24 protein-coding genes are annotated in these 22,167 nt (G+C 29.7%); all 24 read left to right on the top strand.

All coding sequences use genetic code 11. From position 1 onward, the window contains the following. The first annotated feature begins 122 nt into the window (after positions 1–122). Positions 123–845: a DUF6090 family protein gene (locus tag ACFS5M_RS12680; protein ID WP_183490462.1), complete on the top strand. Its 723-nt coding sequence runs from the start codon at positions 123–125 to the stop codon at positions 843–845. Positions 846–1,040: 195 nt separating this feature from the next. Beyond that, positions 1,041–1,727 (top strand): DUF6090 family protein, encoded by a 687-nt coding sequence (locus ACFS5M_RS12675; RefSeq protein ID WP_183490513.1) that lies wholly within the window; start codon positions 1,041–1,043, stop codon positions 1,725–1,727. A 233-nt stretch (positions 1,728–1,960) separates the two neighbouring features. Then, entirely contained in the window at positions 1,961–2,503 is a 543-nt protein-coding gene (locus ACFS5M_RS12670; protein WP_183490464.1) for a hypothetical protein, read from the top strand. A gap of 231 nt (positions 2,504–2,734) precedes the next feature. Then, complete coding sequence (locus ACFS5M_RS12665) at positions 2,735–3,595, top strand: alpha/beta hydrolase (RefSeq protein ID WP_183490466.1); 861 nt, start codon at positions 2,735–2,737, stop codon at positions 3,593–3,595. A 334-nt stretch (positions 3,596–3,929) separates the two neighbouring features. Continuing rightward, complete coding sequence (locus ACFS5M_RS12660) at positions 3,930–4,067, top strand: hypothetical protein (RefSeq protein WP_183490468.1); 138 nt, start codon at positions 3,930–3,932, stop codon at positions 4,065–4,067. Between the two features lie 524 nt (positions 4,068–4,591). After that, positions 4,592–5,326: a DUF6090 family protein gene (locus tag ACFS5M_RS12655; RefSeq protein WP_183490516.1), complete on the top strand. Its 735-nt coding sequence runs from the start codon at positions 4,592–4,594 to the stop codon at positions 5,324–5,326. A gap of 171 nt (positions 5,327–5,497) precedes the next feature. Continuing rightward, a complete protein-coding gene (locus ACFS5M_RS12650) occupies positions 5,498–6,538 on the top strand; it encodes a DUF6090 family protein (protein WP_183490519.1) in 1,041 nt (346 codons plus the stop codon). 287 nt (positions 6,539–6,825) lie between these two features. Beyond that, the gene (locus ACFS5M_RS12645; protein ID WP_183490470.1) at positions 6,826–7,068 is read left to right on the top strand and encodes a hypothetical protein; all 243 of its coding nucleotides are present in this window, start codon (positions 6,826–6,828) and stop codon (positions 7,066–7,068) included. Further along, positions 7,050–7,364: a type II toxin-antitoxin system RelE/ParE family toxin gene (locus ACFS5M_RS12640; RefSeq protein WP_183490473.1), complete on the top strand. Its 315-nt coding sequence runs from the start codon at positions 7,050–7,052 to the stop codon at positions 7,362–7,364. Before ACFS5M_RS12645 ends, ACFS5M_RS12640 begins: the two co-directional genes overlap by 19 nt. Before the next feature lie 141 nt (positions 7,365–7,505). After that, on the top strand, positions 7,506–8,519 hold the full coding sequence (locus ACFS5M_RS12635; RefSeq protein WP_183490476.1) for an alpha/beta hydrolase: 1,014 nt from the start codon (positions 7,506–7,508) through the stop codon (positions 8,517–8,519). Between the two features lie 323 nt (positions 8,520–8,842). Continuing rightward, complete coding sequence (locus tag ACFS5M_RS12630) at positions 8,843–9,457, top strand: DUF6705 family protein (protein ID WP_183490479.1); 615 nt, start codon at positions 8,843–8,845, stop codon at positions 9,455–9,457. A 278-nt stretch (positions 9,458–9,735) separates the two neighbouring features. Further along, on the top strand, positions 9,736–10,227 hold the full coding sequence (locus ACFS5M_RS12625) for a hypothetical protein (protein WP_183490482.1): 492 nt from the start codon (positions 9,736–9,738) through the stop codon (positions 10,225–10,227). A 239-nt stretch (positions 10,228–10,466) separates the two neighbouring features. Further along, positions 10,467–10,877, top strand: coding sequence for an immunity 70 family protein (locus tag ACFS5M_RS12620; RefSeq protein WP_183490484.1), 411 nt, complete (start codon positions 10,467–10,469; stop codon positions 10,875–10,877). Between the two features lie 332 nt (positions 10,878–11,209). Then, positions 11,210–11,713: an RNA polymerase sigma factor gene (locus tag ACFS5M_RS12615; RefSeq protein ID WP_183490487.1), complete on the top strand. Its 504-nt coding sequence runs from the start codon at positions 11,210–11,212 to the stop codon at positions 11,711–11,713. Further along, complete coding sequence (locus ACFS5M_RS12610; protein ID WP_183490490.1) at positions 11,710–12,297, top strand: hypothetical protein; 588 nt, start codon at positions 11,710–11,712, stop codon at positions 12,295–12,297. Before ACFS5M_RS12615 ends, ACFS5M_RS12610 begins: the two co-directional genes overlap by 4 nt. 411 nt (positions 12,298–12,708) lie before the next feature. Then, a complete protein-coding gene (locus tag ACFS5M_RS12605) occupies positions 12,709–13,989 on the top strand; it encodes a hypothetical protein (protein ID WP_183490493.1) in 1,281 nt (426 codons plus the stop codon). A 223-nt stretch (positions 13,990–14,212) separates the two neighbouring features. After that, complete coding sequence (locus ACFS5M_RS12600; protein ID WP_183490522.1) at positions 14,213–15,010, top strand: hypothetical protein; 798 nt, start codon at positions 14,213–14,215, stop codon at positions 15,008–15,010. Positions 15,011–15,251: 241 nt separating this feature from the next. Continuing rightward, a complete protein-coding gene (locus ACFS5M_RS12595; RefSeq protein ID WP_183490496.1) occupies positions 15,252–15,902 on the top strand; it encodes an AbiU2 domain-containing protein in 651 nt (216 codons plus the stop codon). Positions 15,903–16,128: 226 nt separating this feature from the next. After that, on the top strand, positions 16,129–16,809 hold the full coding sequence (locus ACFS5M_RS12590) for an FRG domain-containing protein (RefSeq protein ID WP_183490499.1): 681 nt from the start codon (positions 16,129–16,131) through the stop codon (positions 16,807–16,809). Between the two features lie 232 nt (positions 16,810–17,041). Next, positions 17,042–18,625, top strand: coding sequence for a hypothetical protein (locus tag ACFS5M_RS12585; protein WP_183490502.1), 1,584 nt, complete (start codon positions 17,042–17,044; stop codon positions 18,623–18,625). 151 nt (positions 18,626–18,776) lie between these two features. Further along, positions 18,777–19,130, top strand: a complete 354-nt coding sequence (locus ACFS5M_RS12580) for an antibiotic biosynthesis monooxygenase (protein ID WP_379899006.1) — start codon at positions 18,777–18,779, stop codon at positions 19,128–19,130. A gap of 329 nt (positions 19,131–19,459) precedes the next feature. Beyond that, positions 19,460–20,233 carry a DUF6090 family protein gene (locus ACFS5M_RS12575; protein ID WP_183490525.1) on the top strand — a complete coding sequence of 258 codons (774 nt, stop codon included), beginning with the start codon at positions 19,460–19,462 and terminating at the stop codon, positions 20,231–20,233. A gap of 242 nt (positions 20,234–20,475) precedes the next feature. After that, positions 20,476–21,198, top strand: a complete 723-nt coding sequence (locus ACFS5M_RS12570) for a DUF6090 family protein (protein WP_183490504.1) — start codon at positions 20,476–20,478, stop codon at positions 21,196–21,198. 232 nt (positions 21,199–21,430) lie between these two features. Continuing rightward, on the top strand, positions 21,431–22,006 hold the full coding sequence (locus ACFS5M_RS12565) for a hypothetical protein (RefSeq protein WP_183490507.1): 576 nt from the start codon (positions 21,431–21,433) through the stop codon (positions 22,004–22,006). Positions 22,007–22,167: the final 161 nt, after the last annotated feature.

The raw sequence follows: 22,167 nt of genomic DNA, 5'->3' as shown, positions 1-22,167 counted from the left end.
ATCCAAAGCTAAAATAGCTTCGGCTCAATCCGCAAAAAATCATACACGAACACGTTGTGCTTCATTATTCTCACTCAATCGGAATGAAATAATTATCCTAACTTACGAGAAATAACTAAACAATGATAAAATTTTTTAGAAAAATTCGCCAGAGCTTACTTATGGAAAACAAAACTGGAAAGTATTTTAAGTACGCAATCGGAGAAATAATTCTTGTTGTTATTGGGATTCTCATTGCTCTTCAGATTAATAATTGGAATGAAGCAGAAAAGAGAAGTGATGAAGAACAAAAGTTATTGTATGAACTACTTGTAAATCTTAATCAAGATATAAAAGATAATAAGGTTAATGCTGAGTTTAATCAAGAGGTCGGACTTTCTGCTGAATATGTAGTTGAGACCATTGAAACTCGTACTGTTTGGAATGATACAATGAAAAAACATTATGGATATCTACTAAGGCATGGCTTGTCTACATTTAATACTTCTGCTTATGATAATCTAAAATCCAAAGGATTTGACCTTATTAGTAATGACAGTATTAGAATTGCATTAACGAACTTACATGGAAACTATTATGCAGGAATATTAAAATTTGAAAAAGAACTCGCTGTTGACAATCAGACATTTTATTTAGCACCTCTTTTCTTGAAACATATTCGAATGGAAAATCCATGGTTTAAAGGAATACCACATGATTATGCAAAGTTGCTAGAAGATAAGGAATTCATAGAAGCAGTAAGATGGAAAGCAAAGACGATACGACATGTAGCTAGCTTCCAACAACAAGGTTATAAAAAGGCAAATGAACTTAAAATAATAATAGAAAACGAATTAAAAAAATAACGAAAGCACAACAACGTGTATAACCAATTGCTTGGTTTGTGTGTACTCGGAAAATCCTACGGATTTTCCTATTGGTTCGGTTTCTTTTACTAACTTAGTTCTTGCCAACGCAACAAGCCATACACAAACACGTTGTGCTTCATTATGACAAACTGCTAACCAATGATAAAATTCTTTAGAAAAATCCGCCAAAACTTGCTACTGGAAAACAAAACTGGAAAGTATGTTAAATATGCCATTGGAGAAATTGTTCTCGTTGTTATTGGTATTCTAATTGCCTTACAGATTAATAATTGGAACGAGAAACGTAAACTTAATGACACAATCAAAGATGTTTATTCAATTGTGAAGAGTGACTTATTATCTGATATTGCGATGATTGATAAAGTACTTTTATATACCCAGTTTAGGGATAGTATATTCAAACGAGTAATTAATAGAAATATCTCATTTGATGATTATTTGAAATGTAATCAGTGTATGACAATTCTTGGTGGCTTTCCAGATATAAAACTAAAAACACGCGGATTAGAATTATTAAGGCAGAATAGCACTGTTATTAATCCAAATCAAGATAGTCTTTCAAATGAGATTAGTGAATTTTATTCTATTTCTCACACCGAAATCGATGTCTCAACTAAGGAAGTAACAATAGATTGGAAAGACAATCGTGCATATTTTAAAAAAAATATGACTTGGTTTGAAGATTATACAAATAGTAAGATCAACGAAGAATTCATAAATTATGCACTATCATCTATAGATTATAGAAACCGAGTAATATCATTTCACGAACTTTATTATGAAATTTACTTGAACCATTTAAGAAAATATAAAAAAGAAGCGAATTTGCTTATAAATAAGATAAAAAGCCAAGTCTAATAACGAAAGCACAACAACGTGTATAATTAATTGCTTCGCAATGTTGGTTAAAAGGAAGAGTTGAACTCGTTTTTTGTATATTTAGTTCATTGGATAATTTGCAAGTCAGAGTCTTGCTATTTTCCTCCAGCGGATTTTTCGCCACAAGTGGCTCATCCAAAGCTAAAAATAGCTTCGGCTCAATCCGCAACAAACCATACACGAACACGTTACCAACAAGCTGAAAGAAAATTATGTGTCAATTCAACTTTTTAGTTACAAAAGAGAAATCTAACATTTCAGAAATCAATAAAATTGCGTCTGAATTCAGATTAAATTACACAGAATATAAATTAGATATAAAAAATCCTGACCAAATACAGGCTTTCTTAACGACAACAAAAGATTGTGATTGTGGTTCTGTTATTGGAAAAAAATACAGTGACGACTCTTCTGAACCAGATTGGAATAAAGAACAGAAAAAACTCGAAAGAAAACGATTCTCAAAACGCCGAATTGAATTGCTTTTAGAACAAAAACGAAAAGAATTTATCGAAAATAACTCAAGTGAATTAAAAGCAGAACAAAAAGAAACAAAAAAATGGACTGAATTTCTAAATGATAAGCGACTGAAAAATAAACTAAGTGAAATTGGAATATTATATCATCAATTTTCTGGCGAGTTGCATAACGAGCGAATTAAAATCGAAAATGAAAAAACTTATTCCGTAGAAAAAATAAACATTGATTTTTTAAAGAATATAAAAGAAAATGAAATTACTTGGATTAAAATCTGAGTAAAGCCAGTTGGTAACAACGTGTATAGTCCATGCTAACACCTTAACTTCAATTATTATTTCTATCTTTAAACAAACAGTATGACTTCTTGGAAAAATAGCAAGACGCAGCCTCGCTCCTTTTTCCAACGGATTTTTCGCCATAAATGGCTCATCCTAAGCGAAACTCGCTTCGGCTGAAAATCCGCACGAAACCATACACGAACACGTTAGGTGCAATTACTACAAATCATGCAAATAAGGAAAATAAGAACTAAAGAATTTGAATTTGATTGTAGAGTTTCAGGTAATGAAGAAAACGAACTGATAATATTTCTTCATGGATTCCCAGAAACTTCGTTTATGTGGATTAATTTGATGAAAAAACTATCCTCAATAGGATATTTTTGTTTAGCACCTGATATGCGTGGCTACAGCAAGAATGCTAGTCCGAAAGGAGTGAAAAACTATACGATAAAAAAATTAAGTGACGATATTTTGAACATTGCAAATGCTATTAATGTAGATAAATTTCATCTTATAGCACATGATTGGGGAGCTGGAATTGGATGGAATATTGTCTACAATAATGCCGAAAAAATAATTAGCTGGACAGCTTTATCTGTTCCTCACTCTAGAGGTTTTAGAAAAGCTATTAAAATGGATAAGGAACAAAGAAAAAAGAGTCGTTACATAGGATGGTTCTTATTTCCTGTTATTCCTGAAATAATGTTGCGGAAAAATGATTTTGAAAAATTCAGGAAATTATGGAAACATAGTTCACCCGAAGAACTAGATAATTATCTTTCTGTATTTCGTAGAAAGTATTCATTAACAGCAGCATTAAATTATTATAGAGCGAATTTTAAAAAAGGAAATAATCAACCTGTTGGAGATATTACAACGCCCACTCTATTTATTTGGGGCAAAAATGATTTAGCTATTGGTAAAGTCGCCGCTGAAAATAATCATAAGTACATGAAAGGAGATTATACTTTTATTGAAATAGATGGAGGTCATTGGCTAATTCAATCAAATTATTTAGAAGTAGAAAAAGCTATTATCGAACATTTAACTAAATATAAAACTGCACCTAACAACGTGTATAATTAATTGCTACGCAATGTTGGTTATTTGGAAGATTTTATCCTACAATTTGTATATTTAACTAATCGGAAAATTAGCAAGTCTAAGCCTTGCCATTTTCCTCCAGCGGATTTTTCGCCACAAGTGGCTCATCCAAAGCTAAAAATAGCTTCGGCTCAATCCGCAAAAAATCATACACGAACACGTTGTAGTTAATTATGTTTTTAAAAAAAAAGTATAAAAATAATAAGCACCTAATTTATAATTTCACTATGCTATTTTATTTAGCGGAAATGGAATTAAAACTAATAAAATTGAGGTAAGAGTAGGTAAACGAATTTCATACGATAAGTCTAATTATATGGAATTACTGAAATTAGTGGAAAAGAATTTTGACAAGTTTATTGATATTAAAAATACTGAATTCCCTTATCTCTACGGAATTTATTATACCGATTATTGGAAAGTGGAATTATCTAAACTTGGATTAAGGAAATGAAAACACCTACTACATTAATTAATTTATTTCAATGGTTTAGCATTACTTCAATTGTATCGTTTTTATTATTCACAATTTTGGTTAGACTTGAAAAAATTAATGCTGTTTATGGTTACGTTTTTGGCTTGGTAATATTCCCTATTGTTTTATTATTTTTTTTGTTTCTACTTCTATACTTGAAAAAAGGAAACCACTTAAATGCAATAAAAAAAACACTTCGAGGATTTGGGCTGTGGTTAATTATAATGGTTCTAGTTTACTCAATTGTTTATTTAACTAAATAAAAAAAACTAACTACAACAACGTGTATAATTAATTGCTTCGCAAGTTGGTTATTTGGAAGATTTTATCCTACAATTTGTATATTTATCTAATCGGAAAATTAGCAAGTCTAAGCCTTGCCATTTTCCTCCCGCGGATTTTTCGCCACTAGTGGCTCATCCAAAGCTAAAAATAGCTTCGGCTCAATCCGCAAAAAATCATACACGAACACGTTGTGCTTCATTATAACCAACCGATAACCGATGATAAAATTCTTTAGAAAAATTAGACGGAATCTACTTTCCGAGGGTAAAACTGGTAAGTATTTAAAATATGCTATTGGAGAGATTGTTTTAGTAGTTGTCGGTATTTTGATTGCATTAGCAATTAATAATTGGAATGAGACTCGTAAAACTAAGTCAACACTGTCTAACTATACAGAATCCCTAATTAAAGACCTAAAACAAGACATAATCATTCTAAACGAACAAACTGACTTTGCAATTAGTGACAATAAAATTCTTCAAAATTTAATTGAAAGGCTTTCAAGTCCTAACGTCAATAATGATTCTTTAATAAAAATAGTAAGAAATGAATTACCTACTGACTTTAAAACATTCAGACCTCTAAATAGCAAAACTTTGCTTGCCATACAATCTAATGGAATCCTTGAATATTATGATGACATCACATATGATTATTTAATTGATTTGCAAACCGTTCAAACAATAAGAAGTGATATAATTAAGATACAAATAAATAACCATAATCTTCAATTTCAAGAGATGATGAAAAAATATTCAATTGGAGAGTATAAAGCGCTAAGTGGACCATTAGCAGAAAATGCCTGGTCGAGAATAGACTCCGACGATTTATACAGGAGCTTTGAAAGTTATATAACCTCACGTAAGTGGATGAATGATAAAGGAAATATAAATAGGGAATTAATAATGGCTGCAACTGAAAAGGTACTCAATCGATTAATTGAGATGCAATAATTATAAATAACGAAAGCACAACAACGTGTATAATTCATGCTTTGCATGAAGTTTCAAATTAAATTTCTAACTTTAAACAATTGATTTACTGCGACTGAAAATCCTGCGGATTCTCGGCCGCACAAATCATACACGAAACCGTTGTGCTTCATTATAAGAAACCGCTAACCAATGATAAAATTCTTTAGAAAAATTAGACAAAAGTTAGTCTCTGAAAATAAATTCAGTAAATATCTGATTTACGCAATTGGAGAAATTATACTAGTGGTTATTGGAATTTTAATTGCACTTTCAATTAATAATTGGAATGAAAATATTTCGAATCAACTTCGATTTGAAAACATACTATCAGAGTTACGTGATGATTTAAAAACAGATATTATTAATTCTGAAAAAATACTAAATAGTAATAAAAAAGTAGATTCTTTATCACGTTTAATATTAGAACAAAAAATATCAAAAGATGAATATCTAGAAAAAGGACCAGGAAACTTATTTTGGATTGGTTTACAATTTTCAGCTTTTGATTATCAGAAAACAGCTTTCAAAAAATTCGAGAATTTTCAAGGAATAATTCCTGAAAAATATCTATCCATCGTAAAGAATGTAAATTATTATTACAATGATCTTGGACAATTACATGATGATAGGTATTTAAATTTTAGACAGCAAGTAAAAGACCGCCATGATTATTTAGCCACAAAAACGAATTGGTACTACTTAATGAAAGAAAATAAAACAACTACCGAAATGATTCACTTTTACATAAACGACCCTATTTATAAAAATTGGATATCACAGCATGAATCTGATAATACAGCTGGAAAATATGGAACAATTAAATCAATGCAATCTAACGGTTTTGGGTTATTACAAACATTAACAAAACTATTGGGAGATTCTTATATGATAAACAATAAGAATATTATTGAAAAATATGGAAGTCCTCTAAATAATATAAATGATTTTATTGGCACATATGAGTCTATGCAAACTAAAAATAAAAGACAATACACTCAAAAAAACGGATATCTTTATGATGACATCTATATTTTAAAGCAAATTAAAAAAGATACATTTATATATGTTGATTACTCAAGTTGGGAAATTGTATTTACAAGAGATTCAAATGGCATGGTCAATGGTATTAAACAAAATTATTTAAAGGATTCTACAAAGAATCAAACTGCTATAAAAATTTCAAGTCAATAAACATAAACAAATAAAAATAACGAAAGCACAACACCGTGTATAATTCATTGCTAGCGCAGATGGTTAACAAGAAGAATTTTTCTTACTTTTAATCAAACAACAAATCTGAAAAATCGCAGACAGCTCATCTGTCGCGCTTTTTCTCCAGCGGAATTTTCGCCACAAGTGGCTCATCCGAAGCTAAAAATAGCTTCGGCTCAATCCGCAAAAAATCATACACGAACACGTTAGGCAACATTAGGAAAACTCAACTAAATTTCGGACATTTAAACTATAAATTGAATTTTATGACAACAGTAGATAAAATAAGAAACGGATTGATTGATAAAATCCTCTCAATAAGAAACAAAGATTTTCTAGAAGCTCTAGATAAGTTAATTTCATCAAGTGAATCTGAAACAGATATTGTTGAATTATCTGATGAACAAAAACTAATGTTAGAAATGAGTGAAAAGGATATCCAAAATGGAAAAATAATTTCACAAGATGCAATGAACAAACGAAATCTTGAATGGCTGAACGCAATGTAATTTGGACAAGAACAGCAGATATTCAATTCGTTGGAATTTTAGAATATTGGGTTAATAGAAATAAATCAAATACCTTTTCTATAAAATTATTAAAATTAGTTACGAAACGAACAAAGCAAATAGCTATAAACCCAGAATTATACAAAAGGACGGATTTTAAAGATGTACGAGTAGCATCTTTGGGAAATTACAGTATTTATTATAAAACGACTGAAAAAGAAATAATAGTTATGTCTTTTTGGGACAACAGACAAGATCCGAAAAAATTACTAAAAGTTTTGAAACAGAAAAGATAACGTTGCCTAACAACGTGTATATTTAATTGCTAGTTCTAGCTTGCTTACGAATATTCCTGCGGAATATTCTATTCGTTTTTTATTTGTTAAATTAGTTGCTTAAACACGCAACTAACCATACACAACACGTTGCCAATAATTATGAAAAACCTACTGATAGCAACATCATTACTTCTTTCAAATCTGATTTTTAGTCAAAATGGATATTATGGTAATGAAAAGGAAATTGAGAATATTGAGAATTACAGCAATGAGGAAATCATAACCGAAATTGATAACAAAATCAAAATTTTTGGAACTCTTTTAAAACCAAAAAACGATTTTGACAAAATTCTTGTACTTATTTCTGGAACTGGACAAATTTCTCAAAATGCTCACAACTATCTGACTGAATACCTTCTTGAAAACAATATTGCAGTTTTTAGATTTGACAAAAGAGGAGTTGGAAAGTCCACTGGAACATATGACGACCGAGCAGAAACCTACACGAACGATTTTGTTAGAATTTTCAATCAATTCAAAACACTAAAGTCTGTTCAAAATAAAACAATTGGATTTCTTGGACATAGCCTCGGCGGAATTGTTTCAATTCAAGCAGTTGAACAAAATCTAAAACCCGATTTTTTAATCCAATGGTCTGCACCAATTGGAAAACCACGAGAATTGATAAAATATCAGATTAATAATGGAATTAACAACTACGATAATCTAATTATTGGAAAGACAGATAAAGACCAAATCAAAACTTTGAATTACATATTTGAATTAATTGATCAAAATCCCGAATTGAGTACTTGGGAATTGTGGAAAGTAGCACGAAAAGAATCTAAAAAAATTGGAATTAATAAAAAGGCATATGCCAATTATCTTCAACCACACAAAGTTGCAGAGGCCAGAATTGACAATACAAAAAACTACAAGGAAATTGAATTCCCAACTTTAGTGATTATAGGCGAAAAAGATATTTTAGTTGACCCAAAACAGAGCGAAACTGAATTAAATAATATTGCAAATCCAAATATCGAGTTCAAATTAATTAATGGTCTAAATCACTTTATGACCAAAACTGGAGTTGACTGGAAAACCAACGAAATTTATAATGTCGATGTAGTTTTTAAAAAGTACGTTGTGAACTGGATAAATAATATAAAATAACTATTGGCAACAACGTGTATAATTAATTGCTACGCAATGTTGGTTATTTGGAAGATTTTATCCTACAATTTGTATATTTAACTAATCGGAAAATTTGCAAGTCAGAGCCTTGCCATTTTCCTCCAGCGGATTTTTCGCCACATGTGGCTCATCCAAAGCTAAAAATAGCTTCGGCTCAATCCGCAAAAAATCATACACGAACACGTTGTGGTTAATTTGTATTTCAAACCTCTTTCCTAACTCAGACATAGAGTTTACTAAATTTACTTTTCGTTTCTTAACTTTTGAAAGTAGATTTATATTTCATTTAGAGAAAAGAAACAATGAAACAAATAGCATTTTTTATAGTCTTACTTCTTTCCTTTTTATCAAGCAAAGGACAAACTATCATTATGGATATAGATGATAGAGAAACTGAATTGGTTGATGGTGCATACTTAAAAGATGTTTATAACGAATTAGATAAATTTGTTGGAACTTGGAATTATACAAATGGTAACACTTCATTAACGATTACTTTTCAAAAGAAAATCCAAGTTGAAAGTAGGTATTTTAGAGACTTATTAGTTGGAGAATATCAATATATAGAAGATGGTATTGAAAAAATTAATACATTATCAAATTTTGATATTCAAGATGATTTAGAAAGTCTTTATCAACATAATTTAATAGGCAGTATTATTATATACAAATATGACTTCCCTGGTTGCTCAAATTGTGACACAACAGAAAAAAGGGTGCAAATCAATTTTAGCGACCCAACACTAGGTCTAGAACATATAGGCGGAATGGCTATGGGTTTACGTTATATAAACGATTTAATTCCAAAAATACAAATAGATTTTGCTAGAAGTGGAACCATGATCTTGCCTGACGGTGCTCCACAAGAGCCTACTATTCCATTTGGTAGATATGTGCTAATACAACAACAAAACTAACCACAACAACGTGTATAGTTCATGCTTACACATGAACTTCAAATTAAATTTATATCTTTAAACAAACTGAATGGTTTACTTGGAAAAATAGCAAGACACAGCCTTGCTCCTTTTTTCCATCGGATTTTTCGCCACAAGTGGCTCATCCAAAGCGAAAGTCGCTTCGGCTGAAAATCCGCACGAAATCATACACGAACACGTTGTACATAATGCTGAAAAAACTGAATTACATATCAATTTTAATTCTAATTTTTATAAGTATTTCGTGCAAAAATGAAATGAAAAATATTGTACAGTATCCAAATACGGAATCAGAATTTAAAACTGATTCTCTGAATGACTACAATGAATTGGATATAATTAGCCAAAAACATCCTTTTTTAAAAAACTATGTGAATAACCTTAAAAACGACACTTTAGTTTACTCAAAATGTAAAGCTTGTAATCTACCAGGTTTAAATAATAAAAATATAATAGGATATACTGATAGAGTTCGTCCTACAGGAAATTACTTTAGAAAAGATATTAAAATTGGTGATTTTGAATTTGATACATTCTTTGTTTATGAAAAGAAGATTTACGAAAACGATAATGAATATAAAAAGGTATACAAATGGATATATTTCTGTTATTTTAACGAAAAGCAGAAAAAAGAGTTTAATCAATTTTCACATTATTATGACAATATGATAAGTCACGGAAAACAACTACTTGATATTGATTATATAAACAATATAGCTGTTATTAAGATTCAATTCGCAGGCTATTGAAGTTTAATAATAAAAACACTATGTACAACAACGTGTATAATTAATTGCTACGCAATGTTGGTTAAGTAAACGATCTAGATAAAATTCTTATATTAGTTACTCGGAAAATTAGCAAGTCAGAGCCTTGCTATTTTCCTCCAGCGGATTTTTCGCCACAAGTGGCTCATCCGAAGCCAAAAATAGCTTCGGCTCAATCCGCAACTAAACATACACAAACACGTTGTAAGTAATTTAATAAAATGGGAGTTCATTTAAAAACGAAAAATCTTATTTATGAAATTGGAGCGATTGATTTTCTGACCTCCTTTTTTCACACAATAGAATATCGCCTTACGAAAGGTTTTTTTGGAAAAAAATATCCAATAATTTTAGGTGAATTTTATGATGGAGAATTAAAATATGAAAACCTTGAAAGAGCAGAAAAGGAATTAAAAGATATTCAAAAAAGATTAAAAAAATTTAAACCTTCAAAGGTCATTTGGGATAAAAACGATTTAAAAAAAACACCTCCTTGGGAAAATAACATAAGTGAAGATATAACTGATTTGTCAAATTATTATGTAACCTCTAATGGAAAAGATTTATTTGAAATTATATTTCTAGCAATTGAAGATGCTAAGTATTTAAAAAGTGGAATTATAATCGAATAGAAAAACTACTTACAACAACGTGTATTGTTCATGCTTACACATGAACTTCAAATTAAATTTATATCTTTAAACAAACGTATGATTACTTGGAAAAATAGCGAGACACAGCCTCGCTCCTTTTTTCCATCGGATTTATCGCCACAAGTGGCTCATCCAAAGCGAAACTCGCTTCGGCTGAAAATCCGCACGAAACCATACACGAACACGTTGCCATTAATACTGACCGAACGACCGTAAATAACAGTTTTATCATCTTTTTCTACTAAAAAAACGACGAAAGTGTCATATTTAGGAAACTTTTGTAACTAAAGTAGTAAAGGGAAGTATTAAAAATGGAAAAACAGAAAACCACATTTCTTTCTGCCTTAAAAGAAAATCAGGATAAATTATATAGAATTTGCTCAATTTATTCCGATAACAATGAAGATTCTAAAGACCTATTTCAGGAAGTTTTAGTTCACATTTGGAAGTCAATGAGTTCATTTAAAGGTAGTTCATCTATTGACACTTGGATATTTAGGATAGCATTAAATGTTTGTCTTCGTTTTAAATCTAAACATAAAAAGAACCAAAATCGATTTATAAGATTAGATAGTATGACTATTGCTAATATAGGTTCTGAAAAAGCTAATGAAGAAGACAATGAAAAACTAATAGCTTTAAGAAAGTGTATCAAAAAATTGAATGAAGGAAACAAAGCTATAGTAGCTCTATACTTGGAAGGGTTGGCATACCGAGAAATTTCAGATATCCTTGGATTATCTGAAAATCATATAGCTGTAAAAATCAAGCGGATAAAATCAAAATTATTTAACTGTATAAAAGAAACATTATGATTGAAGATGAATTAATTAAAATCTGGCAATCGTCCAGTAATCAGAAGCGCATAAAATGGGAGAAATCTAAATTAATGATAGAATTGCAATCAAGTTTAAAACGTTTACACAGATGGTGGAACTATTTAGAACTTTCAGAGACACTTTTAGCTGTATTTGGAGTTTTGTTATCTACTCTTTTGTTTTTCAAGATTCCATTCATTCTAACAAAAATAGCATTAGCTTTAATGATTATTTGTGCTGTTTATTTAATAATCAAATATCGAGGTGTTAAAAAGTATCAACCAAGTGATTTGGAAGAGAATTATCTAAATTATCTCAAAAATAACAAGGAATATCTTCAAGTGCAAAAAAAATTTCTTATAACATATTTGTATTGGGGAATTTTACCTGTTTATCCAATAATGTTATTATTTACTATCAGCATTTGGGAAAAGATTCCAGTATATCTAATCGTCTTTATAAATTTAGCTACAATCGGAATAGGTCTTTATGGATATTTATTAAATAAGAATAGAGTTAAAAAAGAAATTAACCCGAGAATTGATAGAGTTAATGAATTAATAACTACCTTAGAACAATAGCTTATGATATTTAAATATAGACCCTCAAAAGTTTCAATAAATTTATTAGAGCAATTGTCAAAAATTTTGAGTTTTTCAACTTCAAAAACAAGAAGAGAAACAATCAAACAAAAAAGAAGTCAAAATCGGAATAAAAAGTACTAATGGCAACAACGTGTATAATTAATTGCTTCGCAATGTTGGTTAAGAACAGGATTTTATCCTACAATTTGTATATTTAACTAATCGGAAAATTCGCAAGTCAAAGCCTTGCCATTTTCCTCCAGCGGATTTTTCGCCATAAATGGCTCATCCGAAGCCAAAAATAGCTTCGGCTCAATCCGCAAAAAATCATACACGAACACGTTGGCAACAATTTCCAGAAACTGTAACAAAACACAAAGACTATAGTCTTTAAAGACACAAAATTGTATGAAAAAGTACCATCTATTAATTTTTCTTATCTGTTTAATTGCTTTTGTTCCTGCTTTTGGACAAGATAGTTTAACTGTTAAAATTCTGAATGATATCACCTACCATTTCGAAATTAAAAACAATAAATTACAGGGTAAAGGCGCTGAATTTTTAAAAAAAGCAATTGAAGAAAATCAATTTATTCTTTTGGGAGAAGTACATAATTCCAAGGGAATATCAGAATTAACTAAAGCTTTTATTCCAGAATTCAGAAATAATGGCGGCAAATATTTTGGGCTTGAAGTTGGACCAACTTCTGCAAAGATTTTACAAGAATTATCTTCAATTCCAGAAAATTCTGTAAATAATTTAAAAAAAATGAATACAGAAAACAGTTTTGAATATAGTAGAGGAACTTATACACCAATTCCTTTTTTTTCAAATATTTCTGATGCTGAATTTTTAGAAACTGCTTCAATTCAAAATCTAAAATTAATTGGTTTAGACCAAGAATTTAAATTTGGCTTTATTCCTCTCGTAGAAAGAGCGTTTAACAATCTATCCAAGGAAAAACAAGAACTTTATAAATCAAAGTATGAAAAAACGATTGATACTTTAAAAATGTATTACGTTAAAGAATTTGATTTCTACGATAAACGAACCGACGAAAATAAGAGATTTTCCTTTTTGCTAAATGGTTCCAAGTTTGTTAATGATTTTTTGAAAAACATAGCAATGGACAATCCTGAAAACAAAAAAATCGTTGAAGATTTACTAATATCAAATCAAATTTATTTTACACAAAACAAAGGCAATTATTGGGAATCTAATAGGTTGAGGACTGAAAATTTTATTCGCAATTTTAAAAACGGACTTGATTCAAATAACTTTGATTTTGAAAGCGACAAAATGCTAATAAAAGTTGGAGGACTTCACACAGCCAAAGGAATGAATAGTTATAGAATGTTTGATATTGGAAATACTGTCTTTGAGCTCGCAAGAATAAACAATAAATCTTCATTACATATTTGCTTTATGTCAAGATATTCGTTTGACAACGATACAATCGTTGATGCGATGGATGACACCAAAAGTTGGAATTATAGAAGTTTTAAAGATTTTATTCAAATGGGTAAAAAAGACCAATGGACTATTATCGATTTACGACCATTAAGAAATTATGTTTACTATAAAAGAAAATATTTAATAAATGATAGTATCAAAGAATATTTCGATAGATACGATATTATAATCATTAAACCTTTGGAAATTTCGACCCAATTGAATATTGAGAAATAAACTGTTGCCAACAACGTATATAACTCATAGCTAATCAGTCGCTTAATCGAAGTTAAAGCATATTTGCAAGTCCGCCAAATTTTTTAATTTGGCTTATTGATAAAAAAAGGTAATAAGAAAATTAAAAAATTCGGCTCGTGCTTAACCGAATAGTTATCGCTAATTTGCACGCTACGAGCCATATACAAGACCGTTGTGCTTCATTATGATCAACCATTGACCAATGATAAAATTCTTTAGAAAAATTCGCCAAAAACTAATATCTGAAAATAAATTCAGTAAATATTTAATTTATGCGATTGGCGAAATAGTTCTTGTTGTTATTGGAATTTTAATTGCACTACAGATTAACAATAAAAATGATGAAAGAAAAGCTGAAGAAAGAGTAAAAAAATTTTATGAAGCCACTATTCTGGATTTAGATGAGGCTTCTAATGCCACAAGAACACAAATAAATTGGTTTAAAATGTACCAAGACTTAAATTTTTCTCTTTACGAGCAGTCAAGAAAACAAATCCCAAATGATTCAACTTTAAATATAAATTTATTGATTTGGACACATTCATTCAGACCATTAATAACTGATAATTATGAATCAAAGTTTGACCAAATTAATAATGAAAAAATTCAAGAACTGTTTAGGGATATATTATGGAGAGAACAATTGGTGGTAGAAGCAATTGAAGAATGGAATTTAATGAAAACCGGTACATTAAGACCATTCTTTTTTAAGAATAACATAAATAATTTAAATGAATCATTCAGTGCTGAACGATATAAATTTATTATGTATGAAGTAGAATTGTTAGATAGAGATAGGTTGATTACTCACTATAACACATCGGAATTCGACCAAATCCTATACGAATTAAGACATAAAACATCCTGGGCGATAGAATGTTTTAAGGGACTTGAAGCGTCAAATCAAAATTTAAAATTGGCACTCGAATTCTACCTTGAGGGAGATTATCTAAATCTTAATGAAATCAAGTCATTAAAATATTATATGAAAGATGAATAAATAAGTCAAAAAACAACGAAAGCACAACAACGTGTATTGTTCATGCTCACACATGAACTTTAATTTTAATTTATATCTTTAAACAAACTGAATGGTTTACTTGGAAAAATAGCAAGACGCAGCCTTGCTCCTTTTTTCCATCGGATTTTTCGCCACAAGTGGCTCATCCAAAGCGAAACTCGCTTCGGCTGAAAATCCGCACGAAACCATACACGAACACGTTATATGCAAGCTGAGAAAATTGAGAGCTGAAACACAAAATTTAAAAGAAAGATTATCTGAAATTCGAGATACATTACTCGAACTAGAATTTATAAAAAAGGATATTAAAAGTTTAAGAGAAAGTTATAATTCACAAGAGAAAGAAATCTTAACTGAGTCTATGTTTTTTAATAGACTATATAGAAACTACATAAGACTATTCATTATTGATGTTTTTAAATTAATTGGAAAAAAAGAAGACCACAATATTCAAAAGCTTCTTGAATTCTGTAAAATAAACTTAAAAAGAATAGATTGGGAAAATTCAATTTCACTACAAGAATTAAATGATTTAAGTGATAATTTATCAACGATTTCTACAAAATTTGAGCAAATAGAAGGTTTACGGAATAAATATTACGCTCACAATGACAAGAGAAAAAAAACTTTTAAATATGATATTTCGTTAAAAGAATTATGGGAAATTCTAGAAGGTCTTCAAAATATATTCAGTGAATTAAATTTAAAATTTGATAACCATCACTGGTATTTTGATATTCAATATACAACGCCAGGTGTTATTAATAATTTATACAAATTCAAAAAAATACGAAAATTGACATTAAACGGATATGGAAAATTAGATTCATCTATAGAAATTCAAGAACTATTAAAAATAATGAGAGGTTAAAAGCCTGCATATAACAACGTGTATAATTAATTGCTACGCAATGTTGGTTAAGTGAACAAGCTAACTTTAATTCGTATATTAGTTTCGCGGAAAATTCGCAAGTCAGAGCCTTGCTATTTTCCTCCAGCGGATTTTTCGCCACAAGTGGCTCATCCGAAGCTAAAAATAGCTTCGGCTCAATCCGCAAAAAATCATACACGAACACGTTGGTGGTAATGCAAAAAAAATGGAAATAAAGGACAACAAATCATTTTATTCATTTCTTGAGTCAATTTCGACAGAGGAAGAGTCAACAATATTCCGTGGAGTAAAGTCTAAAAGTTATAAGTTAACGCCTGGAATTGGTAGATTTAAAACCAATAAAGGAAAGGAATTTTCCATTTATGAAGAAAAAACCATTTTAAAACTTTTCAAGCAGAAAGCGTACCCATATCTTAAAATCGACAACTCTAATGAATTGGAATTACTTGCATTAGCCCAACATCACGGCTTACCTACTAGGCTTCTAGATTGGACATGGAATCCATTAGTTGCTTTTTATTTTGCTGTTGAAGAAGATTGGAAAGATTTTGATTCTAATGATAAAAGCGCTGTGTATATCTGGAGAAAAGACTACAAAGGTCAACTTGATCCAGACTTTGACCCATTCAAAATTAAAAGAATCAACTTGTTTCTTCCTAATCATGTTACTGAAAGAATTACTGCACAATCTGGACTATTTTCGGTTCATGCAAACCCGAATAGTGAATTCAAATCGAAAAACATATCAATTGTAGAAATTAATCCAAACTATAGAGGAGATCTAAAAAAACTTCTTCAGAAACTTGGAATACATCGTGGAAATTTATTTCCTGATGTTGATGGAATTGCAATGTATACTAAATGGTTAAGAACGAACATTTACTAAATAAAAAGAAAGCACTACCACCAACAACGTGTATAATTAATTGCTGCACAAGTTAGTTAAGAACAGGATTTTATCCTACAATTTGTATATTTAACTAATCGGAAAATTAGCAAGTCAAAGCCTTGCTATTTTCCTCCAGCGGATTTTTCGCCACAAGTGGCTCATCCAAAGCTAAAATAGCTTCGGCTCAATCCGCAAAAAATCATACACGAACACGTTGGCAGTCATAAGAATGAAGAAACTTGCATTAATATCGATAATATTATTATTCTGTGGATGTTCACCGAAAATAAGTAAACATTTTGAACAAAATAATTATATAAGAAACTTTAGTATTCACATCGTGAATGACTCTTTACAACTATATTTTAAATCCCCAGCCGACATAACGTATACGACTGACAAAAAGGAATTAAAAAAAGTAATTCGCAATGCAAATTTCAAAATAAAAGACAGTGTACTCGTTTACGGAAAAACTGATGAACCACCATATGAATATTTTGTAACTATATCAAAAAACAGCAAACAGAATTTCCCCAAAAACATAGTTGTTTTGGACACTTTAATCAATAATCACATAATACAATTTATAGGGAATTCACTAACTGAAAATTCTAACAAAACTTTAGATATTGATTTGAGAAATATTTTTAAAAGTTTAGAAGTTGGTAAAAGTTATAGAAAAGAGATCAGTACAGTAATGGATATTGTAAAGAAACATCAAAATTCTAATAAATATTTTGCGATATTAAATGAAATTAGCGAATTCCCAACTTATGATAAACAGGAGGAATGGGCAAAACTACAAATGGAATTGACTTTTTCTTCATTTTTAGGAAACAACAAATTTTATAAAAAATACTTAAAAGAACTTGAATCAAGGTTTAAACCGAACGATACAATTTCTAAAATAATAAAAGAGAATTTAGTTTCTAATTCAAAAGTTATTGATACAATTATTAAAGAAGCCAAAAAAAATAAAATAGTAATGATAAATGAAAATCATTTCTATCCAAACCACAGGATATTGATTTCTGATTTATTAATAAAACTTAAAGAAATAGGATATTCTTATTTAGCATTGGAAGCTTTAGATACTAAACAAGATAGTTTACTAAATCTAGAAAATTCATACCCAACTTTAAAAACCGGGTTTTATACGAGTGAACAGAATTATAGCAACCTTATAAGAAAAGCAAAGAAATTAGGTTATGAATTTATTGCCTATGAAAATACAGATAATAATAAAAATAGGGAGCTCGGACAAGCTGAAAACTTATACAATAAAACATTTAAATTAAATTCTAATAGCAAGGTTTTAGTGCTTGCTGGAATAGACCATATTCTTGAAAAACCAACTAAAAGAGGAAAAGAATGGATGGCTACAATATTTAAAGAAAAATATAATATTGACCCGCTTACGATAAGCCAAACACATCTAAATTCCTACAGAAAAGAAATAAATACTGACTATGGTATTATAAGTAGTAAGTTCTTCAATAACGACAAATTAAAATCAATAGATTATTTCGTATTAAATAACAAGGTAAACAATGTGACTAATAACCTTTCAACATTCTCTTATCAAAACAAGGCGGAAAGTGACGTTCAGATAGTGTTATTCTATGGAAACGAAATTTTAAACAAATATGACTATCATAAAAAATCACCATATTTTTCCACCATTTTAGAAAGTGGAGAAAAGTATAATTTACCTATAAATAAAAACGGAGAAGTCTATTTATATACATTTGACAAAAACGGAAAACGAATTGATAAACAAATAATTACGCCTGCCAACAACGTGTATAATTAATTGCTTTGGCAAGTACTTATTTGGAAAATTCCTTCGGAATTTTCTCGCGTTCGTTTTTGTTTACTAAATTAGTTGCTGAAACACGCAACTAACCATACACAAAAACGTTAGCTTTAATGCAAGAGCAAGTTTTCGGAATCAAAATCCGTAAATGAAATTAACACTGAATTTAATGGAAAAAAATCAGAAAATAATTAGAACTTGGAAAGGTTGGACGACAATAGAGAATGCTTCCATTTACGAAGATATGCTAATTAATGAAGTATTTCCTACTGTAAAAAAGAATGGAGTTGATGGATTAGAAAAAGTCAGTATATCAACACAGAAAGGAAAGAATGAAGTTGAGTTCTTTTTAACTCTTCAATTCGATTCAATCGAATCAGTGAAAAAATTTGCTGGCGAAAATTATGAAAATGCATATATTCCTGAAAATGCAAAGCGTGTATTGTTGAGATATGAAAAAACTGCTCAACATTATGAATTTAAAAAAGAATTAATCTTGTAGTAATCAATAAACGGAATTGGAAAAAGACTCAATCTGAATTTTGAGCAAGTTTAAGAAATAATAAAAAGGGACAAATTATAAACTGAGAAAAGCACTAAAAGCTAACAACGTGTATTGTTCATGCTCATACATGAACTTCAAATTAAATTTATATCTTTAAACAAACTGAATGGTTTACTTGGAAAAATAGCGAGACACAGCCTCGCTCCTTTTTTCCATCGGATTTTTCGCCATAAATGGCTCATCCAAAGCGAAAGTCGCTTCGGCTGAAAATCCGCACGAAACCATACACGAACACGTTGTGCTTCATTATCAGAAACCACTAACCAATGATAAAATTCTTTAGAAAAATTAGACAAAAATTAATTACGGAAAATAAAACTGGAAAGTATTTTAAGTATGCTATTGGAGAAATTATTCTTGTGGTAATCGGAATTTTGATTGCACTTCAAATTAACAATTGGAATGAGGGAAGAAAAATAAATGTCAATCAACTAAAATATCTGACCTTATTAAAAAAGGAGGCGCAAAGCAATATTGCCAATATTGATTTTGAAATTAATGGACTTCAAAAAATGAGTGAAGCCCAAAAAGAGATTTTTCGTTTAATAGATGAACCAAAAGATACATTGACAGAAGAATACCTCTCACAAACCTTATTTAATGCACTTACAAGAGTAGTAAAATTTAGATATGAAAACAGCGTACTTACAGAAATTAAAAACTCAGGCGAATTAAAAAATGTGGAAAATGATAGTTTAAGAAAGTTATTAATAACACTAGAACCCACATTTGAATCTGTTAAAAATCAGGAAAACAGTGTAAATGTTTCTCAAAATATAGTTGTAAATCAAATTAATATAAATGGTGATTTAAGACTAATTTTAGAAGATACAGAGTATTACGAGCAATTAGGAATAGGTAAGGCTAAAGCTATTAGTAAAGGAAATAAGTTTGTTCTTGATAATGACTATTTTAAGAATAAAATGCTTGAATATTTAGCATTAACTTTAAATTTAAATAACGACTTATATCCAAAATTTAAAGAACAATTTATTGATATTGTGAATAAAATTGACAAAGAAATTGACGATAAGCAGTAAATGAAAAATAACGAAAGCACAACAACGTGTATAATTAATTGCTACTGATGGTTAAGAGGAAGATTTTATCTTACAATTTGTATATTTATCTAATCGGAAAATTCGCAAGTCAGAGCCTTGCTATTTTCCTCCAGCGGATTTTTCGCCACAAGTGGCTCATCCAAAGCTAAAATAGCTTCGGCTCAATCCGCAAAAAATCATACACGAACACGTTGTGCTTCATTACCAGAAACCAATAACCAATGATAAAATTCTTTAGAAAAATTCGCCAAAACTTGCTGACTGAAAACAAGTTCAGTAAATATCTGCTGTATGCCATTGGAGAAATAATACTAGTTGTAATTGGAATTTTGATTGCGTTATCTATCAATAATTGGAATGAAGATCAAAGAAAAGAAAAGCTCGAAAGCAAAATATTATCGGAAATAAGAACTGCGTTAAAAGGAGATTTAAAAGCTATAAAAATTAATGTACGAAGTTGTATCTACTCGGAAAAGAGTATTAAACTTATTAAAGAACAAATTCAATTAGAACAGCCAACAAATGATTCATTGAATTATCATTTTGGTGGTTTACTATTCAACAACTCTGTTGATATAACTACTGGACCGTTTGAAACATTAAAATCACAAGGATTGGATTTGATTTCAAATGATAGTTTAAGAAATGGAATTTTATACTACTACGAACAAACCGCGAAATATTATATTGATAAAAATCTTTTTTTATCAAATGAGTACAAAGTAGAATATTTCACTAAATTATTTAACACTGTTGCTTTTATGGGAGATTATGGAAAAGGACAAGTTATTCCTAATGACTATGAATCTCTAAAAAAAGACCCAATTTTTTTCAATATTGTAAATACAACTTTAGACGAAATTGGATATAAAAGAAGGCTTTTAAAACAAGCCGAAGATGAAGTTCAAAGCATAATCAAAATGATAAATAAAGAATTACAATAAAAATAACGAAAGCACAACAACGTGTAAAGTTCATGCTTACGCATGAACTTCAATTATTATTTCTATCTTTAAACAAACCGAATGGTTTTCTTGGAAAAATAGCAAGACACAGCCTTGCTCCTTTTTTCCATCGGATTTTTCGCCATAAATGGCTCATCCAAAGCGAAAGTCGCTTCGGCTGAAAATCCGCACGAAACCATACACGAACACGTTGTGCTTAATTTCCATACTAATGAATTTAAATAAAACATATTATATCATTTTTTTGATTTCACTTAGTTGGTCTTGTAAAAGCCCTGAAAGCATAAGCAATTATAAACCGAGTTCAAATATAAATACTGAATTTAATACCGCATATTTTCAAAGTTCTGGCTCTGTATATGGCACATTAGATAAAGCAGTTTATGATCAAATTAAAACTGCAATTGAATTAGAATTATCAACGACAATTCCAGAGAGTAAATCAATATTAATTAACTTTCGTCAAGATGGACGAAATTGTTTTTCAATGAAAAATAATGGAAAATCTTATTTAAATAATTTAAAAGGGAATTCGAAAACTTCCTCTCGAATAAGTTCTCAAAACAATGCTGTAGATTTCTTTATTTTTTCAAAAAAAAGCTATTTTAATGACGTTATTAAAATGGAAGAAAATTTTTTTATTGACTCTGGTTTTTTTTATCAAAACATTTTTACGGAACATGAAAACTGTTCGGCTTTTCTTGTAATAAAACCTAACGGGAAATTCATGAAATATTATGGAGTAGATTATTTCACTAAAGCGAAAAATTTTCTCGAACTAGATTAAATTTAATAAAACTAAGCACAACAACGTGTATAATCAATTGCTACGCAATGTTGGTTAAGAACAGGATTTTATCCTACAATTTGTATATTTAACTAATCGGAAAATTAGCAAGTCAGAGCCTTGCCATTTTCCTCCAGCGGATTTTTCGCCACAAGTGGCTC

Source organism: Lacinutrix iliipiscaria, from assembly GCF_042686125.1.
GTDB classification, from domain to species: domain Bacteria; phylum Bacteroidota; class Bacteroidia; order Flavobacteriales; family Flavobacteriaceae; genus Oceanihabitans; species Oceanihabitans iliipiscarium.
Note: the sequence above shows the minus strand (reverse complement) of the source record. Positions and strands in the feature narration are given on the sequence as shown.

What these genes read in the sequence shown, in the direction of transcription:
- ACFS5M_RS12665 (WP_183490466.1), top strand. Translation starts at nt 2,735, where the DNA reads ATGCAAATAAGGAAAATAAGAACTAAAGAATTTGAATTTGATTGTAGA.
- ACFS5M_RS12680 (WP_183490462.1), top strand. Translation starts at nt 123, where the DNA reads ATGATAAAATTTTTTAGAAAAATTCGCCAGAGCTTACTTATGGAAAAC.
- ACFS5M_RS12625 (WP_183490482.1), top strand. Translation starts at nt 9,736, where the DNA reads ATGAAAAATATTGTACAGTATCCAAATACGGAATCAGAATTTAAAACT.
- ACFS5M_RS12605 (WP_183490493.1), top strand. Translation starts at nt 12,709, where the DNA reads ATGAAAAAGTACCATCTATTAATTTTTCTTATCTGTTTAATTGCTTTT.
- ACFS5M_RS12660 (WP_183490468.1), top strand. Translation starts at nt 3,930, where the DNA reads ATGGAATTACTGAAATTAGTGGAAAAGAATTTTGACAAGTTTATTGAT.
- ACFS5M_RS12590 (WP_183490499.1), top strand. Translation starts at nt 16,129, where the DNA reads ATGGAAATAAAGGACAACAAATCATTTTATTCATTTCTTGAGTCAATT.
- ACFS5M_RS12585 (WP_183490502.1), top strand. Translation starts at nt 17,042, where the DNA reads ATGAAGAAACTTGCATTAATATCGATAATATTATTATTCTGTGGATGT.
- ACFS5M_RS12655 (WP_183490516.1), top strand. Translation starts at nt 4,592, where the DNA reads ATGATAAAATTCTTTAGAAAAATTAGACGGAATCTACTTTCCGAGGGT.
- ACFS5M_RS12640 (WP_183490473.1), top strand. Translation starts at nt 7,050, where the DNA reads ATGGCTGAACGCAATGTAATTTGGACAAGAACAGCAGATATTCAATTC.
- ACFS5M_RS12610 (WP_183490490.1), top strand. Translation starts at nt 11,710, where the DNA reads ATGATTGAAGATGAATTAATTAAAATCTGGCAATCGTCCAGTAATCAG.
- ACFS5M_RS12650 (WP_183490519.1), top strand. Translation starts at nt 5,498, where the DNA reads ATGATAAAATTCTTTAGAAAAATTAGACAAAAGTTAGTCTCTGAAAAT.
- ACFS5M_RS12615 (WP_183490487.1), top strand. Translation starts at nt 11,210, where the DNA reads ATGGAAAAACAGAAAACCACATTTCTTTCTGCCTTAAAAGAAAATCAG.
- ACFS5M_RS12600 (WP_183490522.1), top strand. Translation starts at nt 14,213, where the DNA reads ATGATAAAATTCTTTAGAAAAATTCGCCAAAAACTAATATCTGAAAAT.
- ACFS5M_RS12635 (WP_183490476.1), top strand. Translation starts at nt 7,506, where the DNA reads ATGAAAAACCTACTGATAGCAACATCATTACTTCTTTCAAATCTGATT.
- ACFS5M_RS12565 (WP_183490507.1), top strand. Translation starts at nt 21,431, where the DNA reads ATGAATTTAAATAAAACATATTATATCATTTTTTTGATTTCACTTAGT.
- ACFS5M_RS12575 (WP_183490525.1), top strand. Translation starts at nt 19,460, where the DNA reads ATGATAAAATTCTTTAGAAAAATTAGACAAAAATTAATTACGGAAAAT.
- ACFS5M_RS12580 (WP_379899006.1), top strand. Translation starts at nt 18,777, where the DNA reads ATGAAATTAACACTGAATTTAATGGAAAAAAATCAGAAAATAATTAGA.
- ACFS5M_RS12670 (WP_183490464.1), top strand. Translation starts at nt 1,961, where the DNA reads ATGTGTCAATTCAACTTTTTAGTTACAAAAGAGAAATCTAACATTTCA.
- ACFS5M_RS12620 (WP_183490484.1), top strand. Translation starts at nt 10,467, where the DNA reads ATGGGAGTTCATTTAAAAACGAAAAATCTTATTTATGAAATTGGAGCG.
- ACFS5M_RS12630 (WP_183490479.1), top strand. Translation starts at nt 8,843, where the DNA reads ATGAAACAAATAGCATTTTTTATAGTCTTACTTCTTTCCTTTTTATCA.
- ACFS5M_RS12645 (WP_183490470.1), top strand. Translation starts at nt 6,826, where the DNA reads ATGACAACAGTAGATAAAATAAGAAACGGATTGATTGATAAAATCCTC.
- ACFS5M_RS12570 (WP_183490504.1), top strand. Translation starts at nt 20,476, where the DNA reads ATGATAAAATTCTTTAGAAAAATTCGCCAAAACTTGCTGACTGAAAAC.